The organism is Pseudaquabacterium rugosum, assembly GCF_038066575.1.
Lineage (GTDB): Bacteria > Pseudomonadota > Gammaproteobacteria > Burkholderiales > Burkholderiaceae_C > Pseudaquabacterium > Pseudaquabacterium rugosum.
The window spans coordinates 203,090-223,530 of sequence record NZ_JBBUTF010000009.1 but is presented as its reverse complement, the minus strand read 5'-3'; the positions used below and the strand labels follow the sequence as shown (position 1 = coordinate 223,530).

General features: G+C 72.2%; 14 protein-coding genes. 9 read left to right on the top strand and 5 right to left on the bottom strand.

The annotated features are described in order from the left end of the window. Window positions 1-5 precede the first annotated feature (5 nt). Together AACH11_RS12250 and AACH11_RS12245 are read right to left on the bottom strand one after the other, a co-directional pair. A complete protein-coding gene (locus AACH11_RS12250) occupies window positions 6-1,019 on the bottom strand; it encodes a TRAP transporter substrate-binding protein (protein ID WP_341374515.1) in 1,014 nt (337 codons plus the stop codon). Window positions 1,020-1,130: 111 nt separating this feature from the next. Then, entirely contained in the window at window positions 1,131-2,600 is a 1,470-nt protein-coding gene (locus AACH11_RS12245) for a mannitol dehydrogenase family protein (RefSeq protein ID WP_423228735.1), read from the bottom strand. Between the two features lie 245 nt (window positions 2,601-2,845). Between AACH11_RS12245 and AACH11_RS12240 the strand changes: the two genes are divergently transcribed. The 6 genes from AACH11_RS12240 (at window position 2,846) to AACH11_RS12215 (ending at window position 10,252) form a co-directional block, all read left to right on the top strand. After that, entirely contained in the window at window positions 2,846-3,574 is a 729-nt protein-coding gene (locus AACH11_RS12240) for a GntR family transcriptional regulator (RefSeq protein WP_341374539.1), read from the top strand. Between the two features lie 16 nt (window positions 3,575-3,590). Next, the gene (gene manD / locus AACH11_RS12235) at window positions 3,591-4,799 is read left to right on the top strand and encodes a D-mannonate dehydratase ManD (RefSeq protein ID WP_341374513.1); all 1,209 of its coding nucleotides are present in this window, start codon (window positions 3,591-3,593) and stop codon (window positions 4,797-4,799) included. Between the two features lie 41 nt (window positions 4,800-4,840). After that, window positions 4,841-5,875 carry a Zn-dependent oxidoreductase gene (locus AACH11_RS12230; protein WP_341374512.1) on the top strand — a complete coding sequence of 345 codons (1,035 nt, stop codon included), beginning with the start codon at window positions 4,841-4,843 and terminating at the stop codon, window positions 5,873-5,875. Between the two features lie 148 nt (window positions 5,876-6,023). Further along, window positions 6,024-7,601 carry a methyl-accepting chemotaxis protein gene (locus AACH11_RS12225; RefSeq protein WP_341374511.1) on the top strand — a complete coding sequence of 526 codons (1,578 nt, stop codon included), beginning with the start codon at window positions 6,024-6,026 and terminating at the stop codon, window positions 7,599-7,601. A gap of 431 nt (window positions 7,602-8,032) precedes the next feature. Further along, complete coding sequence (locus AACH11_RS12220; RefSeq protein WP_341374510.1) at window positions 8,033-9,811, top strand: phage integrase family protein; 1,779 nt, start codon at window positions 8,033-8,035, stop codon at window positions 9,809-9,811. Window positions 9,812-10,054: 243 nt separating this feature from the next. Continuing rightward, window positions 10,055-10,252 (top strand): hypothetical protein, encoded by a 198-nt coding sequence (locus AACH11_RS12215; RefSeq protein WP_341374509.1) that lies wholly within the window; start codon window positions 10,055-10,057, stop codon window positions 10,250-10,252. A 459-nt stretch (window positions 10,253-10,711) separates the two neighbouring features. On the opposite strand, the gene AACH11_RS12210 is transcribed toward AACH11_RS12215, so the two are convergent. The 3 genes from AACH11_RS12210 to AACH11_RS12200 all read right to left on the bottom strand — a co-directional run bounded on the left by AACH11_RS12210 (window position 10,712) and on the right by AACH11_RS12200 (window position 14,251). After that, window positions 10,712-10,837, bottom strand: coding sequence for a hypothetical protein (locus AACH11_RS12210; RefSeq protein WP_341374508.1), 126 nt, complete (start codon window positions 10,835-10,837; stop codon window positions 10,712-10,714). Window positions 10,838-11,666: 829 nt separating this feature from the next. Beyond that, the gene (locus AACH11_RS12205; protein WP_341374507.1) at window positions 11,667-12,983 is read right to left on the bottom strand and encodes a ParB/RepB/Spo0J family partition protein; all 1,317 of its coding nucleotides are present in this window, start codon (window positions 12,981-12,983) and stop codon (window positions 11,667-11,669) included. Beyond that, entirely contained in the window at window positions 12,980-14,251 is a 1,272-nt protein-coding gene (locus tag AACH11_RS12200) for an AAA family ATPase (RefSeq protein ID WP_341374506.1), read from the bottom strand. The genes AACH11_RS12205 and AACH11_RS12200 overlap by 4 nt, the downstream gene beginning before the upstream one ends. Before the next feature lie 774 nt (window positions 14,252-15,025). Between AACH11_RS12200 and AACH11_RS12195 the strand changes: the two genes are divergently transcribed. The 3 genes from AACH11_RS12195 (at window position 15,026) to AACH11_RS12185 (ending at window position 20,397) form a co-directional block, all read left to right on the top strand. Continuing rightward, entirely contained in the window at window positions 15,026-16,543 is a 1,518-nt protein-coding gene (locus AACH11_RS12195; RefSeq protein ID WP_341374505.1) for a replication initiation protein, read from the top strand. A gap of 232 nt (window positions 16,544-16,775) precedes the next feature. Next, complete coding sequence (locus AACH11_RS12190; protein ID WP_341374504.1) at window positions 16,776-18,053, top strand: diguanylate cyclase domain-containing protein; 1,278 nt, start codon at window positions 16,776-16,778, stop codon at window positions 18,051-18,053. 133 nt (window positions 18,054-18,186) lie between these two features. Beyond that, window positions 18,187-20,397, top strand: a complete 2,211-nt coding sequence (locus AACH11_RS12185) for a recombinase (protein ID WP_341374503.1) — start codon at window positions 18,187-18,189, stop codon at window positions 20,395-20,397. Window positions 20,398-20,441 lie beyond the last annotated feature (44 nt).

Below are 20,441 nucleotides of genomic sequence, written 5' to 3'. Positions count from 1 at the left end.
CGGCTTCAGGCCAGGTCGCCGGCGTACTTCTCGAGCTTGTTCCAGACCTCCTCGCCGTACTTGCCCTTCCACTCGGCATAGAAGCCGGCACTGCGCAGCAGCGCGCGGAACGGTGCGGTGTCGGGGTGGACGAAGGTCAGGCCGGCCTTGGTCAGCGCGGCCTCGGCGTCCTTGTTCAGGCGGGCGATGTCCTCGCGCTGCTTCAGCGCGGCGGCGCCGAGGTGACGGGCCAGCGCGTCCTGCACCTCCTTGGGCAAGGACTGCAGCTTGCGCGCATTGCCGAAGATGAAGTGGCCGTCCCAGGTGTGGCCGGTCAGCGAGCAGGTCTTCTGCACCTCGTAGAGCTTGGCGCTCTGGATCAGGGCCAGCGGGTTCTCCTGGCCGTCGACGACCTTGGTCTGCAGCGCGGAATACAGCTCGCCGAAGGGAATGGCGGTCGGGGCGGCGCCCAGCGCCTTGAACATCGACAACCACATCGGGATGCCGGGCACGCGGATCTTGAAGCCCTTGAGATCGGCCGGGCTCTGCACCGGGCGGCCCGAGGTGGTGATGTTGCGGTAGCCGTTGTCCAGCACCTTGTCGAAGGCCTGCAGGCCGACCTTGGCCATCGCGGCGCGCACATGGGCGCCGAGCTCGCCGTCCATCGCGGCCCAGACGGTGGCGTAGTCCTTGAACGCGAAGGCCACGCCGTTGATGCCGGCGGTGGGCACCAGGGTCTGCAGATTGGTGCCGGCGGTCGACATCAGGTCGATGGCGCCCGAGCGGGTCTGCGAGATCATGTCCTGCTCGCTGCCGAGCTGGCTGGCGGGGTAGACCTGCAGATCGACGCGGCCGCCGGTCTCCTTCTTCAGCGCGTCCGCGGCTTCCTTGATGCGCAGGGCGCCGGGATGGTCGGCCGGAAAGGCGGTGCCGTACTTCAGCGTGACGGCCGCGCCCTGGGCTCGGACATTGAACAGCGGCAGCGCGCCGAGACCGGCGGCGGCGGACGTGGTGGCGAACTGGCGACGGGTCAGGCTCATGGTGGCTCCTGGGTTGGCCTCTGGGGGGCCGAGGGGGGATCGGTGGGGACGACCGTCGGCGGACGGCCGGCGGTGCGGAAAGTGGCGGGGTGGGGTGGGAAGCGGTGCGGCTCAGCCGGCCGGCGGCGAACCCGGTGCACCGGGCGCCTGCGGTGTCAGCAGCGCGCCCAGGCCGCCCGCGGCCAGCCGCTGCAGCGCGGCGGCCAGGCGCTGGCGCAGCCCGGCCGGCCAGTCGTCGGGGCCGAACACCGCGCCATGGGCCAGCGCGGCCGCGACTTGCGCCTCGGGCGTGGCGGCGGCGCGCAGCGCGGCCTGCAGCGGTGCGGCGCCGGGATCGGTGCGCTGCAGCGCCGCGCCGCGGGCATCGTGCGGGCAGACCAGGTAATGCAGCCAGGCCGCGAGCGCGGCCTCCAGCCGCGGCGCGGGGCGGCCGGCGGCCAGATGGTCGCGCAGCGCGCCCAGCCAGCGCACCGGCACCTTCTGCGTGCCGTCGCTGGCGATCTGGGCGGTGCGGTGCTGCAGCGCCGGGTTCTCGAAGCGGTGCAGCAGCGCGTCGCCATAGGCCGCGGCGTCGAAGCCGGCCGGCGCCTGCAGGCTGGTGCGCAGCTCCTCGTGCATCAGCGCGCGCACCCAGGGGCCCAGGCGCGCATCGGCCATCACGTCGGCCACCGTCGGCAGGCCGGCCAGCTGGCCGAGGTAGGCGATGGCCGAATGGCTGCCGTTGAGCATCCTCAGCTTGAGCGTCTGGTAGGGGCGCACGTCGGGCACCAGCAGGGCGCCGGCGCGCTCCCAGGCCGGACGGGGCGCGCGGAAGTCGTCCTCGATCACCCACTGGGTGTAGGGCTCGCAGACCAGGGCCGCCGCGTCGTCCAGGCCGATGGCCGCGGCGGCCTCGGCCCGCGTGGCCTCGGTGGCGGCCGGCACGATGCGGTCGACCATGCTGTCCGGGCAGGCGGCCAGCGCATCGATGTGGCGCGCCAGCGCCGGGTCCACCGCCTCGGCGTACTGCAGCAGCAGGCGGCGCAGCGTGCGGCCGTTGCCGGCCATGTTGTCGCAGCTCAGCAGGCTCAGCGGTGCATCGGGGCGGCGCAGGCGCAGGCCCTCGGCCAGCACGCCCAGCGTGCTGCGCGGCGTGCGCGGCTGGCGCAGGTCATGCGCGATGTCGGGATCGGTCTCGTCCAGCGTGCCGGTGGCCGGCTGCTGGCCGTAGCCCTTCTCGGTGACGGTCAGCGTGACGACGGTGATGGCCGGATCGCGCAGCGCATCGAGCACCGCCTGCGGCTGGCTGGGCGCATGCAGGGTGCGCGCGATGGCGCCGACGATGCGGCTGCGGCGCTGCTCACCATGGCGCTCGGTCACGCTGTAGAGGCCGTCCTGGGCCTGCAGCGCCTGCACCAGGGCCGGGTTGCGCAGCGCGACGGCGCAGATGCCCCAGCGGTGGTCGCCGCCGGCGATCACCGCCTCGGTGTAGAGCGCCTGGTGCGCGCGGTGGAAGGCGCCCAGGCCGAGGTGCAGGTGGCCGATGCGCAGATCCTGCGGCAGGGCGGCCGGGCGCTGCGCGGCAGCGGCGGCCTGCGCCAGCGTGGCGGTGCGAAGGCGGTCGGGGGTGGGAAGGCTCACCAGCGTCGGTCCGGGAGGTTGCAGGGCGGGCCGGCGGCCGACCGGGGCGCCCGGAATCGGGCGATCGGTGGCCTGCGGCGCTTATCTACCATGGCACCATGGCAGCGGACCGCACTCTAGCGGCCGATTTCCGCCCAATACCTAGAGAAAACCCGAGGCTTGCTGTCGAGTCTTGATCTATCTACCATGGCAGAACCGTGAAAACACTGGCCAAACCCATCGTCCAGCCGGATGCCGTGCTGAGTGCCGCCCTCGGCGGCTTCCAGCTCGATCCCGTGCTCTCCTACACCCAGCAGGTGCATGGCGCGCTGCGCGACGCCATCGTGCGCGGCCGCCTGCCGCCACGCACCGCGCTGTCCGAAGCCACCATCGCCACGCTGCTCGACGTCAGCCGCACCCCGGTGCGCGAGGCGCTGGTGCAGCTCGCCGACGAGCAGCTGGTGCACATCTACCGCAAGGTGGGCACCGTGGTGGCGCCGATCTCGCTGTCGCTGCTCGACGAGGGCCGCTTCGCCCGCAGCACGCTGGAATGCGCCAGCCATGTGCAGCTGGCGCAGACCATCACCCCGGCCCAGCTCGACGAGTTCGCGCAGATCGTCCAGCAGCAGCGCGACGCGGTGGCCCGCGGCGCGGTCGACGAGTTCTTCCGGCTCGACGAATGGATGCACCGCCGGCTGTTCGAGTTCGCCGGCCGCGCCCATGTCTGGCAGATGCTGCAGCCGATGAAGCGCCAGTTCGACCGCGTGCGCTGGCTGCTGCTCGACCAGGTGCACGACCACGCGCAGCTGGCCCTGGCCGAGCACGAACAGATCCTGGCCCAGATGGCCGCGCGCGACGTCGGCCGCCTGGGCGCCTCGGTGGCCGGCCACATCGACCGCGTCGGCCGCCACCTGCCCGAGGTGCGTGTGCGCGCACCCGACCATTTCACCGACTGAACCCGCGACCCGCCCCGTGAAGATCGAACGCCTGCAGACCCTCGTGACCTGTCCGGGTCGCAATTTCGTCACCGTCAAGATCACCACCGACCAGGGCGTCCACGGCCTGGGTGACGCCACGCTCAACGGCCGCGAGCTGGCCGTGGTGGCCTATCTGGAGGAGCACGTCTTCCCCTGCCTGGTCGGCAAGGACCCGCGCAACATCGAGGACATCTGGCAGTACCTCTACCGCGGGGCCTACTGGCGCCGCGGGCCGGTGACGATGACGGCCATCGCCGCCATCGACATGGCGCTGTGGGACATCCTGGGCAAGCTCGCCGGCATGCCGGTCTGGCGCCTGCTGGGCGGCAAGAGCCGCGCCGGCGTGATGGTCTACGGCCATGCCAACGGCCGCGACCATGCCGAGGCCGTCGAGGCCGTGCAGCAGCACCTGGAGCAGGGCTACAAGGCCATCCGCGTGCAGTCGGGCGTGCCGGGCATGGACAAGGTCTATGGCGTGGGCAAGACCCGCGGCTTCTACGAGCCGGCCCAGAAGGGCCTGCCGCCGGAGGAGGACTGGGACACCGCGCTCTACCTGCGCCACACGCCCGAGCTGTTCCGCAAGGTGCGCGAGGCCGTCGGCCCCGACGTCCACCTGCTGCACGACGCCCACCACCGGCTGACGCCGATCGAGGCCGCGCAGCTGTGCAAGTCGCTGGAGCCCTGGCGCCTGTTCTGGGTCGAGGACGCCACGCCGGCCGAGAACCAGGAGGCCTTCCGCCTGATCCGCCAGCACAGCACGACGCCGCTGGCCGTCGGCGAGATCTTCAACTCGATCTGGGACTGCAAGGACCTGATCCAGAACCAGCTGGTCGACTACATCCGCTCGACCATCGTGCATGCCGGCGGCATCACCCACCTGCGGCGCATCGCCGACTTCGCCGCGCTGCACCAGGTGCGCACCGGCTTCCACGGCGCGACCGACCTGTCGCCGGTGACGATGGCCGCGGCCGTCAACTTCGGGCTCTGGGTACCCAACTTCGGGATTCAGGAGCTGATGCCGCACAACGCGCTGACCGACGAGGTCTTCCCGCATGCCTACCGCTTCGAGGACGGCCATCTGGTGATGGACGAGGTGCCCGGCCTGGGCGTCGACATCGACGAGACCCTGGCCGCGAAGTACCCGTACGAACGCGCCTATCTGCCGGTGGCCCGCCTGCGCGACGGCACCCTGTGGAACTGGTGAGCGCCCCCGCCCTGCCCTTCAGCCCCCGACCGGACCCCGCCATGCTCAGCGTCGTCGTCTCCGAACCCCACCAGATCGCCGTGCGCGAGATGCCCCTGCCCGAGCCCGCCGCCGGCGAGGTGCGCGTGCGCGTGCGCTACGCGGGCATCTGCGGCTCGGACCTGCACATCTTCCACGGCCAGAACCCCTTCGTCGTCTACCCGCGCATCATCGGCCACGAGTTCGTCGGCCGCATCGAGAAGCTCGGCGCGGGCGTGGACCCGGCGCGCCTGGGCGAGCGGGTGACGGTCGATCCGGTGATCGCCTGCGGCCACTGCTATGCCTGCCGCGTCGGCCGCCACAACGTCTGCAACCAGCTGCGCGTGCTGGGCGTGCACCGCGACGGCGGCTTCAGCCAGTTCGTCTGCGCACCGGCGGCCAACGCCTACCGCATCCCCGACAGCCTGGGCGACGATGCGGCCTCGATCATCGAGCCCTTCGCCGTGGCCGCCAACGTCACCCACCGCACCGGCGTGCTGGCCGAGGACACGGCGCTGATCTATGGCGCCGGTCCGGTCGGCCTCAACGTGCTGCAGGTGCTCAAGAAGGTGTACGGCATCCGCGCCTTCATCACCGACTTCCTCGACGAGCGGCTGGCCCTGGCGCGCCAGTGCGGCGCGGGCGAGGACGAGGTCATCAACACCCGGCGCGAGCCGCTGGCCCAGGCCCTGGCCGCGCGCGGCCTGCAGGGCGGGCCGACGCTGATCTTCGACGCCGTCTGCCACCCGTCCATCCTGGAGGAGGCGGTGCGCCTGGCCGCGCCGGCCGCGCGCATCGGCATCCTGGGCTTCTCGGCCACGCCCTCGGCCATCCCGCAGCAGGAGCTGACGAAGAAGGAGCTGTCGCTGCACGCGTCGCGCCTGAACTGCGCGATGTTCCCGACGGTGCTGGACTGGATCGGACGCGGCCTGGTGGAGCCCGGGCGCATCATCACCCACACCCTCGACTTCCGCGACGTGGGCGATGCGCTGACGCTGGCCGAGAAGCATCCTCAGGAGAGCTGCAAGGTGCTGCTGGACTTCGGCCAGGACGGCTGATCCCGCGGCCATCCGGCACGTGAGGTGCCGGAACATCGGCCTCGGTCCTCAAGTCGACCGGCCGGACAGCCGAAGTCCGGCCACGGACGTGAGCTCACGTCCGTCGGGCGCGCCCTGCGCCCGTGTCGTCACTTGCCGTGCAGGACCGATGTCTACCCTTCCCTTGCGTTCCGGGCTGAGCCTGAGCCAGCGGCTGATCGCCGCCTTCGCCACCCTGCTGCTGATCCTGCTGGCGCTGACGGCGCTGGCCTGGCAGCGGCTCGACAGCATCGGCGGCCTGATGGCCGACATCACCGGCGTCGGCGCCCAGCGCAGCCAGGCGGTGCGCGAGATGGAGCGCAGCGCCCTGCGCTTCGGCACCGAGATGCTGAGCCTGGGCTCGGTGCCGCACGAGGAACTGGTGCCGCGGATGCAGGCGCTGCAGGCCCAGGCGGCGGCCTGGCAGGTGGCCATCGGCAAGGCCCGGCCACTGCTCGACGAGGCCGAGGCCCTCGCCCTGCTCAAGACCGGTGAGGAGGCCGCCAAGGCGACGGTGGCCGTGCTGGACGAGGCCCGCAAGCAGTCCGACGGCCGTGGCGAGGGCACGATCGCCTTCTGGCTGCGCACCACCGTCACCAACGACAACGCGAAGTGGGCCGGTTTGCACGCACGCTGGGCGGCATCGACGCTGCAGCTGTCGGCCTGGAACGAGGCCCGTGCCCAGACGCTGGTGCAGCGCGCGGGCTCGGTGGCCGCCTCGGCCGGCGGGGTGCTGCTGGGCGGCGCCGCGTTCGCGCTGGTGGTCGCGGGCCTGACGGGTTGGGCCATCACGCGCCAGATCCGCAGCGGGCTGGACGAGGCCTCGACGGCCGCGCGCCGGCTGGCCGAGCTCGATCTGAGCACCCCGCTGGCCAGCCGGCGCGGTGACGAGATCGGCGTCCTGCTGCAGACCCTGGAGACGCTGCGCGAGCGCCAGCACGAGCTGGCCGGCGGCGTGGTGCAGGCGGCGCAGACCATCCACCAGGCCAGCGCCGAGATCGCCCAGGGCAGCCAGGACATGAGCCACCGCACCGAGCAGGCGGCCGCCGCGCTGCAGCAGCTGACGCAGGACATGCGGACCCTGTCGGATTCGGTGAGCGGCACCAGCGGCTCGGCGGCCGAAGGCCATCGCCTGGCCGGCGAGGCCAACACGCTGGCCCAGCAGGGCGAGCAGACGGTGCAGCTGGCGGTGCAGACGATGACGGCCGTCGACGCGTCCTCGGGCCGCATCGGCGAGATCATCGGCCTGATCGACGGCATCGCCTTCCAGACCAACATCCTGGCGCTGAACGCGGCGGTGGAGGCCGCCCGCGCCGGCGAACAGGGCCGCGGCTTCGCGGTGGTGGCCGGCGAGGTGCGCGGCCTGGCCCGCCGCACCGCGGAGGCGGCACGCGAGGTCAAGCAGCTGATCGAGGCATCGCGCCAGACGGTGGCCGAGGGCTCGCAGCAGGTGCACCACGCCGGCACCTCGACCCAGCAGGTGCTGGCCTCGGTGCACGACGTGGCCCGCGTGATGGACACCATCTCGCACGGGGCGAGCGAGCAGCTGGGCCACATCGGCCATACCCGCGATGCGGTGGGCCAGCTCGACACCATGGTCCAGCACAACGCGGCGATGGCCGAGCAGACCGCCGCGGCCACCCAGGCCCTGACCGACCAGGCGCAACGCCTGAGCACGCTGGTCTCGCGCTTCAAGCTGACGGTCTGAGCGGGGCGGGGCGGGGCGGGGCGGCCCGGGCGGCACACGGGCCGCTGCGGGGCGTCGCCGTGAGGCGCCCTGTGGCCTGTGGCCGCACGCTGGACACGGCCGCCGGGCCCGTCGACGTGCGAACCCACGCGCTCCCCGTGTCCGACAAGTCCCCGCACCCGCCGCTTCCCGCCGCCCACCCGTATCCCGACGGCCATCTGAGTCGTCCATCGACCTGAAGGGTGCCTCACGAGGCCCGGCCGGGGCATTTTTCGGGTGTCACTTATCAAGGTATATGATTCGGCCCGACGAACCGCCCTGCCCCACGGCCTGGCGCGCGATTCGCCCGGCTGACAAGCACTTGCACCACGGTCAGGACAGGCCATCCGGCCCTGTGACCGCACGCTGGACACGGCCGCCGGGCCCATCGACGCGCAACCCCACGCGCCCCCGTGTCCGACGAGTCCCTGGCCCCACCACCCCCCCGCCGCACGCCCGCCTCCCGACGGCTGACGGCGCCGTCCAGCGCCAGGAACGCCCCCCGCGGGCTCAGCGCGGCACAGACCGCCTTCGTCCGCAGCTGGGCGGAAGGGCTGGATCTCGGCGCCGCCTGGCGCCGCTATCTGGCACCCGAAGGCCCGGTGGACGCACGGCAGGTGCGCAGCGAACTGCAGCGGCTGCTGGAGCAGCTGCGCACGGCCGCACGCGGCCTGGGCCGCCCGGACCTGGCCGTGCTGCTGCGCCGTGACCCGGACGCGATCGCCGAACGGGGCCCGGCCGTCCCCAGCCTGGAGACCTTCGCCGCCAGCCAGCCGCCCGACTTCTACAGCGAAGCCGAGCTGCAGGCCCTGTATGCCCAGATCCACGGCCGCCCGGACGCCCGCGATAGCGCCCGCCGCCGGCAGCGTCTGCGCGAGCGCCTGGTGGCCGCCGTGCAGACGCTGGAACGGGCCGCGCCGGCCCGCCCCCAGCCCACCGACAGCCCGCTGCGCTGGTTCGATGCCCCGCTCGCCGGGCGGTTGCTGGCCGCCGGTCTGAGCTCGCTGGCCGCGCTCCAGGCCTGGATCGGCCAACGCGGCCTGCACTGGCACCGGTCGCTGCAGCGCATCGGCCCCCGCACCGCCGCCCGCATCACCCACTGGTGGTGGACCCACCGCGACAGCCTGGGCGACCTGCCGCCCGAGGCCGGACTGACCCGTCAGGGGCCCCGCTCCGGCTCGCGCACGGACCGGACGCCGGGCAGCTCCGCCCCTGCACGCACCCCTCAGGCGCAGTGGATACAGGAAGACGGACCGGACGCCACCTGGATCGCCCGCTGGCTGCAGAACCACCAACCGGGCTCCCACACCTGGCGCGCCTATCGCCGAGAAGCCGAGCGCTGGCTGATGTGGGCACGGACCCAGCCTGCAGGCGGCCTGTCCGGCCTGACCGCAGCGGACTGCGCCCGCTATCTGGCCTTTCTGTCCGCCCCGCCGGCCGAGTGGACCGCCCCGCGCGGCACGCCCCGGTGGTCAGCCCACTGGCGCCCGCTGGAGGGCCCGCTCGGCCCCCGCTCGCTGCAGGCCGCCCAGGACATCCTGCGTGCCCTGTGCGCCTGGCTGCAGCGCGAAGGCCTGCGCACGGACAACCCCTGGGCCGACCTGGCCGCAGACGACGCGATCCCTGAGCGCGAAGCCCGGCCGACCGCGGCTGCCCGGCCACAAACCGGGCCGGATCCGATCGACCGCCCCACCCTGCTGGCCGACTGGGGCTGGGTCGAGGCCTGGATCGCGCAGCTGACAGAAGGAGAAGGCGCCGGGATGCAACGCCGGGCCGGACTGCTGCAGGCGGTGGCCACCACGGGACGCGGTCTTTCCACCGAGTCCGGCCTCCTCACGGCGAGGACCGAGACGGCCATGCCACCCCGGCCCGGGGCCGATCCTCGACCTCACACCGGCCTGCCCCACACCGGGGCCCCCAGCGGCCACCCGATCGGCGACGGCCCGTCGTGGCCGGGCACGGCCCGGTTGCGAGAGCTGCTGCGCGAGGCCTTCCAGGCCTGTGCCGACTGGGTTCGCCCACAGGATCCCGCTGCCGCACGGCGGCTGGCCCAGGCCGGTACCCGCTGGCTGCGCCGCGTCCATCTGCACCACCATCTGGCCATCGGCACCCCTCGCCAGCAGATCCAGCAGGCACAGGGCTGGCGGCATTGGCCCCGTGGCGCCCGTCGGCGTCAATGGGCGCTGGGCTGAGATCCAGCGGGCTGCAGGTGCAGGTGGGGCGGCCGTTGCATCGTCGTCGGGTCCTGCAGCGAGAGGTCCGGACGGTGGTGTTGGTGGGGTGCTTGTGGGGTGTTGAACGGTTCAACACCCCGCCACGGGAGATTCGCACGGCGTTGACGTGACTGCACGGCGGCTCGCAGTCGCTGGATCGGGTCGCGCGCGATCGGGGCCGCCCCTTGTGCGGACGGGCGACCGGATCGCTGGATCACGGTGGTGGACACCGGGGTCGCTCCGATGCGCCGGGGGCGTGAAGCCCAGGTCACGCTCGATCGTCCCGATCAATACCGAACCGCCGACCGCACCCCGCCGCGGCTCCTGCTCCTGCTCCTGCTCCTGCTCCTGCTCCTGCTCCTGCTCCTGCTCCTGCTCCTGCTCCTGCTCCTGCTCCTGCTCCTGACGGTAGACGGCTGAAAGCAAGGCGCCGAAGGCAGGTACAGGAGAGGAACTGGAGCGAGCTTCCTGGTGGTGGACGGGGACGGCTGGCGGTGGTTGACGGCGGGAGGCGATCAGTCCACGGGTCAGAACGCTGCAGATCCGGTGTGCCTCGGCACGGATCCAGGGGCTCCGGTACAACGCTGGCCAGTGAATTCTCTTGTCCAGACGACCTGCCGTTGCGAGGGGTGTTGAACCGTTCAACACCCTGGCAGAGCTGGAGGCGCCGTGGATGTGGTGCCAGCCGCGAGGCCCGGAATGGGCCCGGAGATTCGATCCAGGTCGAGGTGGATTCATGTCACGGTATCAGTGGGTGCGGGTGCAGGCAATGGCGATGGCGATGCCTTCAGCAGATCACCATCGTCCCAGCCAGGGCCGACGCTCTGCGCAGGTCTGCAGCACAGGGCTGGCACCTCCACCAGGGACCCCATTCCATGCTCAGCATTCCGCAGACACAGTTGCGGCCACCGCCACCGCCACCGCCACCGCCACCGCCACCGCCACCGCCACCGCCACCGCCACCGCCACCGCCACCGCCACCGCCACCGCCACCGCCACCGCCACCGCCACTGCTGCCGCTGCCGTTGCCGTTGCCGTTGCCGTTGCCGCCGACGGATCCGATCATCGGCGCACAGAATGCCCAACTGCCAGCAGACCCGTCGGGACAGGCCCTCGTCCGTGGCCCCTGCCCCGATCCGATCCACCCGCGACGTGACTTGACCGGACTGCCCGGATCCAATGGCGACCGAGCAGCTGTGGGATCCACGGAAGCCATTCGGTTCTGACACCTTCACAGACGGTCATCGGATCGAATCGCGTGTGGGCGACACACCCTCGTAGGCCTGGGCCTGGGACCCGCTGCCGCCCCATCGACCGACTTCCACACCTCCCGCGGGCCACGGCATCGCCAGACCGTCGACATCGCCCCACGACAACGGTGAGGGCTCAGCCGCGGGTAAGCGCATGGCGGGGGATGACGCCCACACCGGTCGCGACCGCGAAGCGCAATGGCCGACCATCGGCCGCGCGGGTGTTGAACCGTTCAACACCCCTCTGGCGGATCGTCCGAATCCTGACCCGACCCCGGGGCACCGGACACGATGCCGGTCTGCACGACCGGTCCGTGCACTTCGGAGGTGGTCCGTCCACGCAGCACGGCACGGCGCCGGGCTCAGACCTCCGCCCCGCCCGATGGCAATGATCCCTTCCCCCTCCAGGATCACCGACGAATGAAAAAGGGGAGCGTCGGACCATCCGATCGCTCCCCTGTGTCGTCGCCGTGATGCGCGCGACCTGCACGCTGATGGATGCCTGATGCCAGAGGCCGGATACCGAATCCCGACCCGCGGCCATGACGGGGCGCGATGCACGTCGCGCCCCCGGATCCGAACGCTCAGCGGTTGGCGCCGAGCGCGCCCTGCAACCACTCGATCAGCGCCTGCTCGCGTTCAGCGGTCAGGACACCCGCATCGAAGCGCAGCATCGCACGACCGCTTTCGTCGTGACCGAGCACCGCACCCCGGCCGGCCTTGCCGATGCGGATCTCGGGACGCGGCGCGCTGCGCACCGTGGCCAGCCCGCCCTGGTGCAACAGACCGTCGAGCACCTGACGTGCGGTCAGGGCGCCCTTCTGTGCCGACAGCTGCTTGGCCCGGGCGACCAGGCCTTCAGGATCACGCTGCAGCACGTCGCCCAGCGGCTGGGCCCAGCGGAACTGGACATCCAGCGGCGAGGGGAAGGCCGCGATGACGGCATCCGGCAGACGCGACAGCGCCAGGCTCTTGGAGACCAGCGCCAGATCGACACCGATGGCCTCGGCCAGCTTGCGCTGCGACGGGTACAGGCCGCTGTCGAGCGCGCGGCGGTACATCATCCCCTGCTCCCAGGCGCTCAGGTTCTTGCGGGCGCGGTTCTCGCGCTCCATCGCCTCGAACAGACCGCGATCGTCGACCTCGGAGATGATCGCCTGGACCGACAGCCCGAGATCCAGGCAGGCGCGGTGGCGCCGGTGGCCGTAGACCAGCTCGTAGTCGGCGTCGGCCGTGCCGGCGGGCAGGGCCCGCACGCAGATCGGCTGCACGTTGCCGCCGTTGGCGGCGATGTCGCTGCGCAGCTCCTCGAAGGCCTTGTCGGCCAGGCCATCGGCGTGGCGGTTGGCCCAGCGCGACGGACGGATGCGCCGCGGGTCGATGGCACGCACCGGCTGGGCGCCATCGAACTGGCGCAGCTTCTGCCGCAGGTCCTCGGCTTCCTTGACCGCGGCCGACTGCGAGGCCATGAACAAGGCCATCGATCCCGGCGCGGTCTTCGGACGCCCTTCGCCCAGCATCGCGCCGGCCTTCGTCCCGCCGGGCCCCAGCGCACCGGCCGACGCGGCCACCGCGGCGCCAGCGGCCGCGTCGGCCGATCCGGTGGCCGGCCCGCCCGCCGGCGACAGCGGGGCGCCGAGGCCGGGCGTGACACTGTCGGCCAGGCGGCCGGTGCTCACCGCAGCGTCGATCCCGCTGACGGCGGCGGCCCCGGCGAGGACCGCCGCCGCCACGCCGGTCGGCGCCACGGGCGCCGCCGCGGCGCCGCCCACCATCCCGGCACCCCGTGCGGCGCCGAGCCCGGTGCGGGCTGCGCCGGCCGGGCCTCCGGCGCTGTCGGTGCCGCGGGCCAGCGGCGGCAACTGGATCAGGCTCGCCTTGGCAGCCAGCTTCTTGCTCATCGACGTGCCTCCTTGGCCTTGTCAGCCGCCTTGCCCGGGCCTGCCGCCAGGCCTGTTGAACCGTTCAACACCACCCCCCCGGTCTGGCGCGCCCAGACGGCACGCACCGAGCCCTCGATCTGTCCGATGAAGCTGTCGTAGGCATCTCGGGCCCGCTTGAAGGTGCGGGCATTGCCGTCGTAGCGCGAGACGTCGTAGATGGTGCCGAACTCGGCGCTGGCCACCCCGGTGACCGCGGTCTTCGGGATCTCGACCGGCAGCACCTTCTCCGCATAGGTCTGGCCGATCCACTGGCGGATCACGGCGCTGGCCGCATCCGCGCTGTCCACCCGGGCGAGCAGGATGTGGATGAAGTCGAATTCCTTGTCGAGCCCGCGCTTGGTCAGCAGTTCACCGGCCAGATCGGAGAACAGGCTCCAGAACTGCGAGGCCGACGCGAAATCGAGGGCATTGGGCGGCAGCGGCATGATGATGCCGTCCGAGGCCATGAAGGCATTGATCGTCGTGTAGGACAGCGCCGGTGGCGTGTCGATGACGATCACGTCGTACTCGTCGCGCACGTCGTCGATGCCCAGGTCCAGCACGCGCCAGAACTCGAAGCCGGGCTCCTGCGTCTGGCGTGCCGGCAGCGCGAATTCGGCGCCGAACAGCACTGGCGCCGCCGCCACCAGATCGATGCCGTCCCAGTAGGTCGGGCGGATCGCGTAGCGGATCGAGGTCTCGCTGCCCATGGCCAGCGGCAGGATGGTGTCCTCTTCGCCGACCTCGGTGTCGGGCAGGATGCCGAACAGCGTGGTCAGCGAGCCCTGAGGATCGGTGTCGATCACCAGCACGCGGTGGCCCAGCAGCGACAGGCCCTGGGCCAGCGTCACCGCCGAGGTCGTCTTGGAGACGCCGCCCTTGAAGTTGCCGATGGAGATCGTGACGGCCTCGGCGCCAGCCGGCCGCAGGCGGTCCCGCCGGTACTCGCGGACCCATTGCCGGGTCTCCTGCAGGGTGAACTCGCGGCGGCTGCCGGCGGCATTCAGGCGGCCGGCCGGCAGATCGCCCTTGCTCAGACGGTGCGAAACCGAGCCTTTCTCGACGCCCAGCAGCGCGGCCAGCTGGCTCAGGCTGAAGCTGGGGGCGGATTTGCGCTGGGTCGGGGCCAGCATCGCCGATCGGATCTGCTCCATCATCGCCACGGCACGTTCGGCCTGGTCCGCGATGTCGGCCAGACTGATCCGCCGGGGCTGGGGCAGGGCGGTGGGGTTCATCTTGGTGTCCATGCCGGGATGTTAACGGCAGCCTTGACGAAAAACGCCAACCTGAGCGGTTTTCAGTCAAGGGCGCGAAGCGCTGGGGGTTGGGGTGAAAGTCTCAGGTCCGCGGGTTCAAGGAGTCTGAGTTCTTCAATCCCTTAAATACCTTTAAGCGCCGGATTCTTAAATGATGACAATGACTTGCCGTGTGGATGGTGAGTGGATGCGGGATCTCCCGGAGCTTGCGCAGGAAGGGACCGGAGCGCACACGGTAGCCAGTGGAGAACTTTCAGGAACGCAGATGAGGGGATGCGGGGGTTGTGGCCCTCCTGGAGGGGGCCACAGGTGAGGGTTTTCGGGAAGATCCGCCCCGAGGCCCGGTGATGGAGCCCGGGCAGGGGGGTGAACCGGCAAAAATGCGGGTGCATCCCCCCGTTTCCCGCTCGAAATGGGCTGTGGCAGCCCACCAGACCGGTGACCACCCCCCGGAACCGGCCTTCCCTGTGCCCCCATGGGGTGTCCGGGCGGTCGGATGTCACACCGGGAAGGCCGTCCGCGCCCCGTCGGGGGGGCTCCGGCCCGGTCATTCCTGAAAGTTCTCCGCTCTCACGGACCGGGTGGAGAACTTTCGGGAGGAGCCGCCGGACCCTGGATCCCGAAAGTTCTCCGCTGACCGACCGGCTGCGGACCCCGCTGGCCGGCGATCGGGGCCCAAAGGTGAGAAGAAACGGGAACGCAGGGGCCTGCGCCTTGACGCTTCCAAGGTGAGAGCGCGACTCACCGATGGCTTAACATGCTTCGATGGCGCGCAAGCTCTCACGTAATGCGGCGTCGTCGGTGGCCGACGACGTCGTCTCTCCTGTCCTGTCTCCGGTGCTGCCGGTGGCCGAAGCCGCGCCCGACGAGCGTCACCCGCTGCGCAAGGCCGTCAACACCCTGGCCATCGTCCCGAAGTCCGCCCGCATCACCACGCTCGGCCGCAAGAGCTACAACGTGCTGCTCTATCAGGCGCAGGAGCAGGGGCTGGAGAAGGACGTGTTCCGCGCGCCGCTGGATTCGGTGGTCAAGGGCCTGGAGTTCGACAGCAACGACCACGCCCTGATCAAGAAGCACCTGCGCGCGATGGTCTCGACCACCGTCGAATGGCAGTCGCCGACCACCGGCGAGGGCGCGAGCTGGAACGTCAGCGGCCTGCTGGCCCATGCCAAGCTCAGCAAGGAGCGCGGCCAGGTCTGGGTCGAGTGGTCGTATGCGGTCAACCTCAAGCAGGAACTGCTGGAGCCCACCGTCTTCGCCCGCCTGCGGCTGGAGGTCATCAGCCAGCTGCGCAGCCACCCGGCGGTGGTGCTCTACGAGATCTGCACCCGCTACCGCGATGTCGGCCGCACCGCGCGCCAGCCCTGGCGCTGGTGGCATCCGGTGCTCACCGGCAATCCGCCGTCCGAGCGCACGGCCAAGCTCGAATACCGCATCTTCAAGCGCGACACGCTCAAGCCGGCGATCGCCGAGGTCACGGCCATCACCGATCTGGACATCGAGCTGATCGAGCACAAGCAGGGCCGCAGCGTCGACGAGATCCAGTTCCGCATCGGCGCCAAGAAGCAGGCCTACGTGGCGCCCTCGCGCTCGGCGCAGCCGGTGGACATGGCGCTGGTGGCCCGCGGCCAGCAGCTGGGCGTGCCCGAGGAATCGATGGAGCCGCTGCTGCAGGAGCACGGCGATGACGCGATGCGCCGCGCGCTCGACACGCTGGAGCGCCGCCTGACCACCGCCTTCCCCGAGCCGCTGCGCGATCCGCTGCGCTATCTGCGCGCGCTGCTGGTCTCCGAGTCCGAGCGCCAGGCCCGCGCCAGCGAGAGTGCCGCCGAGGCGGCGCAGGCCGCGGCCGAGGCCCAGGCCCGTGCGGCGGCATCCGTCGGCCATCCGGCCGGCCCGAGCGGGAGCTATGCCGCGGCGGCCGGTGCGGCCGATCCGCTGGCCCAGGCCGTGCTGCGCGAGGCCACGGCCCGCCGCCGCGCCCGCTGGCAGCAGGAGTGGACGCGCCGCGCGCACGAGCGCTGCGCGGCCGCGATCGAGGCCTTGTCCTCCGACGCCCAGCGGGACCTGGAGCAGAGCCTGCTCGACGCGCTGCAGGGCCGCGCCGCCCATCCGTCCATCATCAAGCGCCTGGGTACCAGCGGCTGGCAGCACCCGATGGTGCGCCACGAGATGCTGCGCTTCTTCGGTGACGCCAGCTACGGCGAGGGCTGGGACCGGCCGAGCGCCGAGCAGCTGCTGGAGATCGCCGCCGAGATCGGCGAGGACGAGCCGGTGGCCTGACGGGGCGCCCCGACCGGCGCCGTGTCGGACGATTCCGACAGCCGTAGCCCGGTCCGGCCGACAGCGGCGCCGTGTCGCGCCCGGCACCATGGGGGACAGACGTCGCATCCTGGCGCGGCGGCGGGGGGCCTGCGGCCCATCCGCGCCGCGACCGGACGTGACCGTGGTGCGGATCCTGAGCGGCAAGGGTCCGTGGCACGCCACCGCCGCCCCGCCGACAAGGACGCCCGCCATGGGTCAGCTCGACACCAGCAGTGCACGCCTGAGCGGTCTGCTCGCCGACGCCGGCCCCGTGCCGCGCCTGTCGGTGCTGCTGATCGACAACGACCGCATCCGCGCCGAGGTGCTGTTGCGCCAGCTCGGGCCGATGGCCCGTTTCCGGCTGGCCTGCAGCGTCGGCGAGGCCGCGGCCGCCGATGCCCAGGAGCCCGCCGACCTGATCCTGGTCAGCGACGATCTGCCGCAGGCCTCGCTGCGGGCCTTCACCACGCTGTGGCGACGGGCCTCGGTGCATCCGGCCACGCCGGTGGTCGGCGTGGGCACCGGCACCAATCTGCTCGACGAGGTGTTCGCCCACCGCTGCGGGGTGCTGGCCTGGCTGCCGCGCGATGCGGGGGCGGATCTGCTGCGCGCCCGGCTGGCCATGATGCTGTCCTTGCTGCAGCGCCCGGGCGTGCCGTCCCGTCGCGATCCGGCCCCGCCGATCCAGGCGCCGTCCGTGGTGCCGCCGCAGGTCCGGCTCGTGCGGTCCGGGCCGGTGGCGCCTGCATTCCCGCCCGCATCCCCACCTGCGGCCCCACCTGCGGCCCCACCTGCGGCCCCACCTGTGGCCCCGCCGGCCGAGCGCCTGGCGGCCGCCACGCCCGGTGAGCCGGTCGATCCGCTGCCCTCCGACGCCCTGATCGGCCAGTTGCACCTTGAAGTGGCCCGGGCCCGCCGCGTGCAGCGGCCGATGGCCCTGCTGTGGGTGCGTGTCGACCATCTGGACCGCCATGCCGCGCAGCAGGGCACCGACGGTGCCCGCCATTGCCTGGACGCGCTGGCCGGACAACTGCGTGGCATCGCCCGCCGGGCCACGGACCTGCTGCTGCGCCACGGTGACGATGGCCACGTGCTGCTGCTGTCCGAGACCAGCGAGGCCGGCGCACGCGCGATGGCCCGCCGCATCGTGGCGGAGGCCGCGGGCGGGCTGATCCCGCGCCGGCCGCCGACCGCCCGGCCGCTGACGGTCAGCGTGGGCGTGGCCTGCTGGCAGCCGTCCGGGCCGGCCGATGACCGGGGCCTGGCGCTGTTGACCACGGCCACGCTGGCGCTGCGCCAGGCCCAGCGCCAGGGCCGCAACTGCAGCCGCGTGCTGGCCGTGCCCGGGCGGGCCGATGCCGCGCTGGAGCCGCAGGCACCGGTGCCGGTGCCGTCCGCAGCCCGGGCCGGCATCGCCGATGCCGGATGGCCGGTCCTGCCCGTCCTCGCGCCCCATCCCGCGCCGCTGCCGGGCGCCGCCCGGGTCTGAGCGCCGCCTGGCCGCCGCCCGCCGCGGCCCCTGCCCCCCGGTTCTCCACGCTGCGCGTGCCGTGTCGCACCGCAGGTGGCCAGGCCGTCCTGCCCTGGCGGCCGGACGGCACCTCATTTCTGGAGAGTTCTGCATGACGACACGAGACACCTGGAACCTGGCCGGACTGGTCGAGACCGCCCGGCCCGATGCGCCGCTGGCCGACTGCAACGTCTGGCTGCTGCAGCTGTGGCGCTGGCTGACCCATGGCGGTCCCCAGCGCGGTGAGCGCGGCACCCCGTATCCGGTGCTGCGCCTGCGCCATCTGCTGAACCTGCTGGACCGCCAGCCCGAGCTGCGCGAGCGCGTGGTGCGCCTGCTGCACCGGGTGTGGACCGACAACGACACGGCCGCGCTGTTCGCCGAACCGGGCTTCTCCGCCCACCGCGGCCTGGGCGCCGAACTGATGAGCCGCCTGCGCCTGCGCCTGCTGCCGCAGACACCCGAGACGCGGGACGCGGCCGTGCTCTACACCATGATGGTCGGCATGGAAGGCCAGCCGGGCTGGATGGCCGAGATGGACGACGTGCTGCTGGTGCGGCTGCAGCAGCTGTTCAGCCAGACGGCAGGCCTGGCGCAGGCGGCCCTGGTCGCCCCGACGATCGAGGATGTGCTGCCGCTGAGCGTGAACGATGGCCAGGCGCCACGCCGCGGCGAGGGCCGGCGGGGGGCGATGGCCGGGGCCGCCGGGGCCCGCACGCCGGCCGGTGCGGGCGCGCTCTGGCAGGCACCGATGCTGCAGGCGCTGTCCTGGCTGGCCGCGTCGATCCGGGCCGGCGCGATGAGCAGCGAGCTGCGTCTGCGCATGGCGCCGCTCGATGCGGGTGACGATCCCTTCGACCAGCTGCAGCGCGCGGTGCAGGACCATGTGGACGCGATGCGGTGCGCCCAGGCCCTGACCCAGACGCAGGCGCAGGCCGCCGGGCCGGCACGTGATCTGCCGGACGCGCCGGATGCGCGTCAGGCCGTGCTACCGCAGGCCAACTACCTGCGGGCCGTGCTGCAGCGGTGCCATGACCGTGCCGACACGGTGCGGGGGTCGCTCGGCGCACGCGGCGTCTCCGCCGGCCTGCTGTTCGACCTCGACCAGCTGCAGGCCCGCCTGGCCCGGCTGGAGTCCGTGCTCAACCTGCTGCTGGCGCAGCACCCGGCGCGTGAGTTCGTCGTGCTGCTGGACCAGCTCGGCCATGCCGTGCGCGAGCGACGTGGCCTGCGCAGCCTGCTGGCACAGCACCATGCGCTGCTCGCCCGCCGCATGGCCGAGCGCCATGCCCTCATCGGCGAGCACTATCTGGCGCGTGACCGGGCCGAGTACCAGGCGCTGATGCGTCAGGCCGCCGGTGGCGGGCTGGTGATCGCCGGCACCACCTTCGCCAAGTTCGGCCTGATGGCGCTGGGCATGAGTCCGTTCTGGGGTGGCGTGGCCGCGGGCCTGAACTATGCCCTCAGTTTTCTCGTCATCTTCCTGCTGCACTGGACCGTGGCGACCAAGCAGCCGGCGATGACCGCGCCCGCGCTGGCCGCCAGCCTGGGCCGGGTGCAGGCCGGCCGGGGCGAGGCCCGGGCCCAGGCGCAGGAGACCTTCGTGGACGAGATCGCCTTGCTGGTGCGCTCCCAGATGGCCGGCGTGATCGGCAATCTGGGCATGGTCATTCCGGTGGTGCTGGTGGTGCAGGCGCTGGCCTGGTGGGTGATGGGGCGGCCGTTGATCGACGAGGCCCATGCGCACGGTGTGCTGCACAGCCTGTCGCTGCTGGGCCCGACGCCCCTGTACGCGGCCTTCACCGGGGTGCTGCTGTTCGGCGGCGCGCTGGCCGCGGGCTGGGTGGAGAACGCCTTCAACTACCACCGGCTCGACAGCGCGCTGGCCCGTCACCCGGGCATCGTCGCGCGGCTCGGCAGTGCGCGGGCCCAGCGGTGGTCGGTCTGGTGGCGGCGCAACATCAACAACGTGGTCTCCAATCTGGTACTGGGTCTGATGCTGGGCCTGGTTCCGGTGCTGCTGAGCTTCTTCACGCTGCCGATCGAAGTGCGCCACGTCACGCTGTCGACCGGCCAGCTGGCCGCGGCCGTGGGCACGCTGGGCACCGCGGCGCTGGCGCAGCCGGCCTTCTGGTGGTGTGTGGCGGGCATCGTCGTCACGGGGGCCCTGAATCTGGTCGTCAGCTTCTCGCTGGCGCTGTGGATGGCCCTGCGGGCGCGGGGCATCGCCGTGCGCGAGAAGGACAGCCTGCGCCGCAGCCTGTGGCAGCGCCTGCGCCGGTCGCCCTCGACCTTCCTGTGGCCGCCCAGGCCGCTGTCCTGACGGGTCCGGCGCGGCCGGCTTCAGGCCGCCGTCGCCGCCGCCGT

What these genes read in the sequence shown, in the direction of transcription:
- AACH11_RS12250 (WP_341374515.1), bottom strand. Translation starts at nt 1,019, where the DNA reads ATGAGCCTGACCCGTCGCCAGTTCGCCACCACGTCCGCCGCCGCCGGT.
- AACH11_RS12230 (WP_341374512.1), top strand. Translation starts at nt 4,841, where the DNA reads ATGCTCAGCGTCGTCGTCTCCGAACCCCACCAGATCGCCGTGCGCGAG.
- AACH11_RS12225 (WP_341374511.1), top strand. Translation starts at nt 6,024, where the DNA reads ATGTCTACCCTTCCCTTGCGTTCCGGGCTGAGCCTGAGCCAGCGGCTG.
- AACH11_RS12205 (WP_341374507.1), bottom strand. Translation starts at nt 12,983, where the DNA reads ATGAGCAAGAAGCTGGCTGCCAAGGCGAGCCTGATCCAGTTGCCGCCG.
- AACH11_RS12200 (WP_341374506.1), bottom strand. Translation starts at nt 14,251, where the DNA reads ATGGACACCAAGATGAACCCCACCGCCCTGCCCCAGCCCCGGCGGATC.
- AACH11_RS12195 (WP_341374505.1), top strand. Translation starts at nt 15,026, where the DNA reads ATGGCGCGCAAGCTCTCACGTAATGCGGCGTCGTCGGTGGCCGACGAC.
- AACH11_RS12190 (WP_341374504.1), top strand. Translation starts at nt 16,776, where the DNA reads ATGGGTCAGCTCGACACCAGCAGTGCACGCCTGAGCGGTCTGCTCGCC.
- AACH11_RS12185 (WP_341374503.1), top strand. Translation starts at nt 18,187, where the DNA reads ATGACGACACGAGACACCTGGAACCTGGCCGGACTGGTCGAGACCGCC.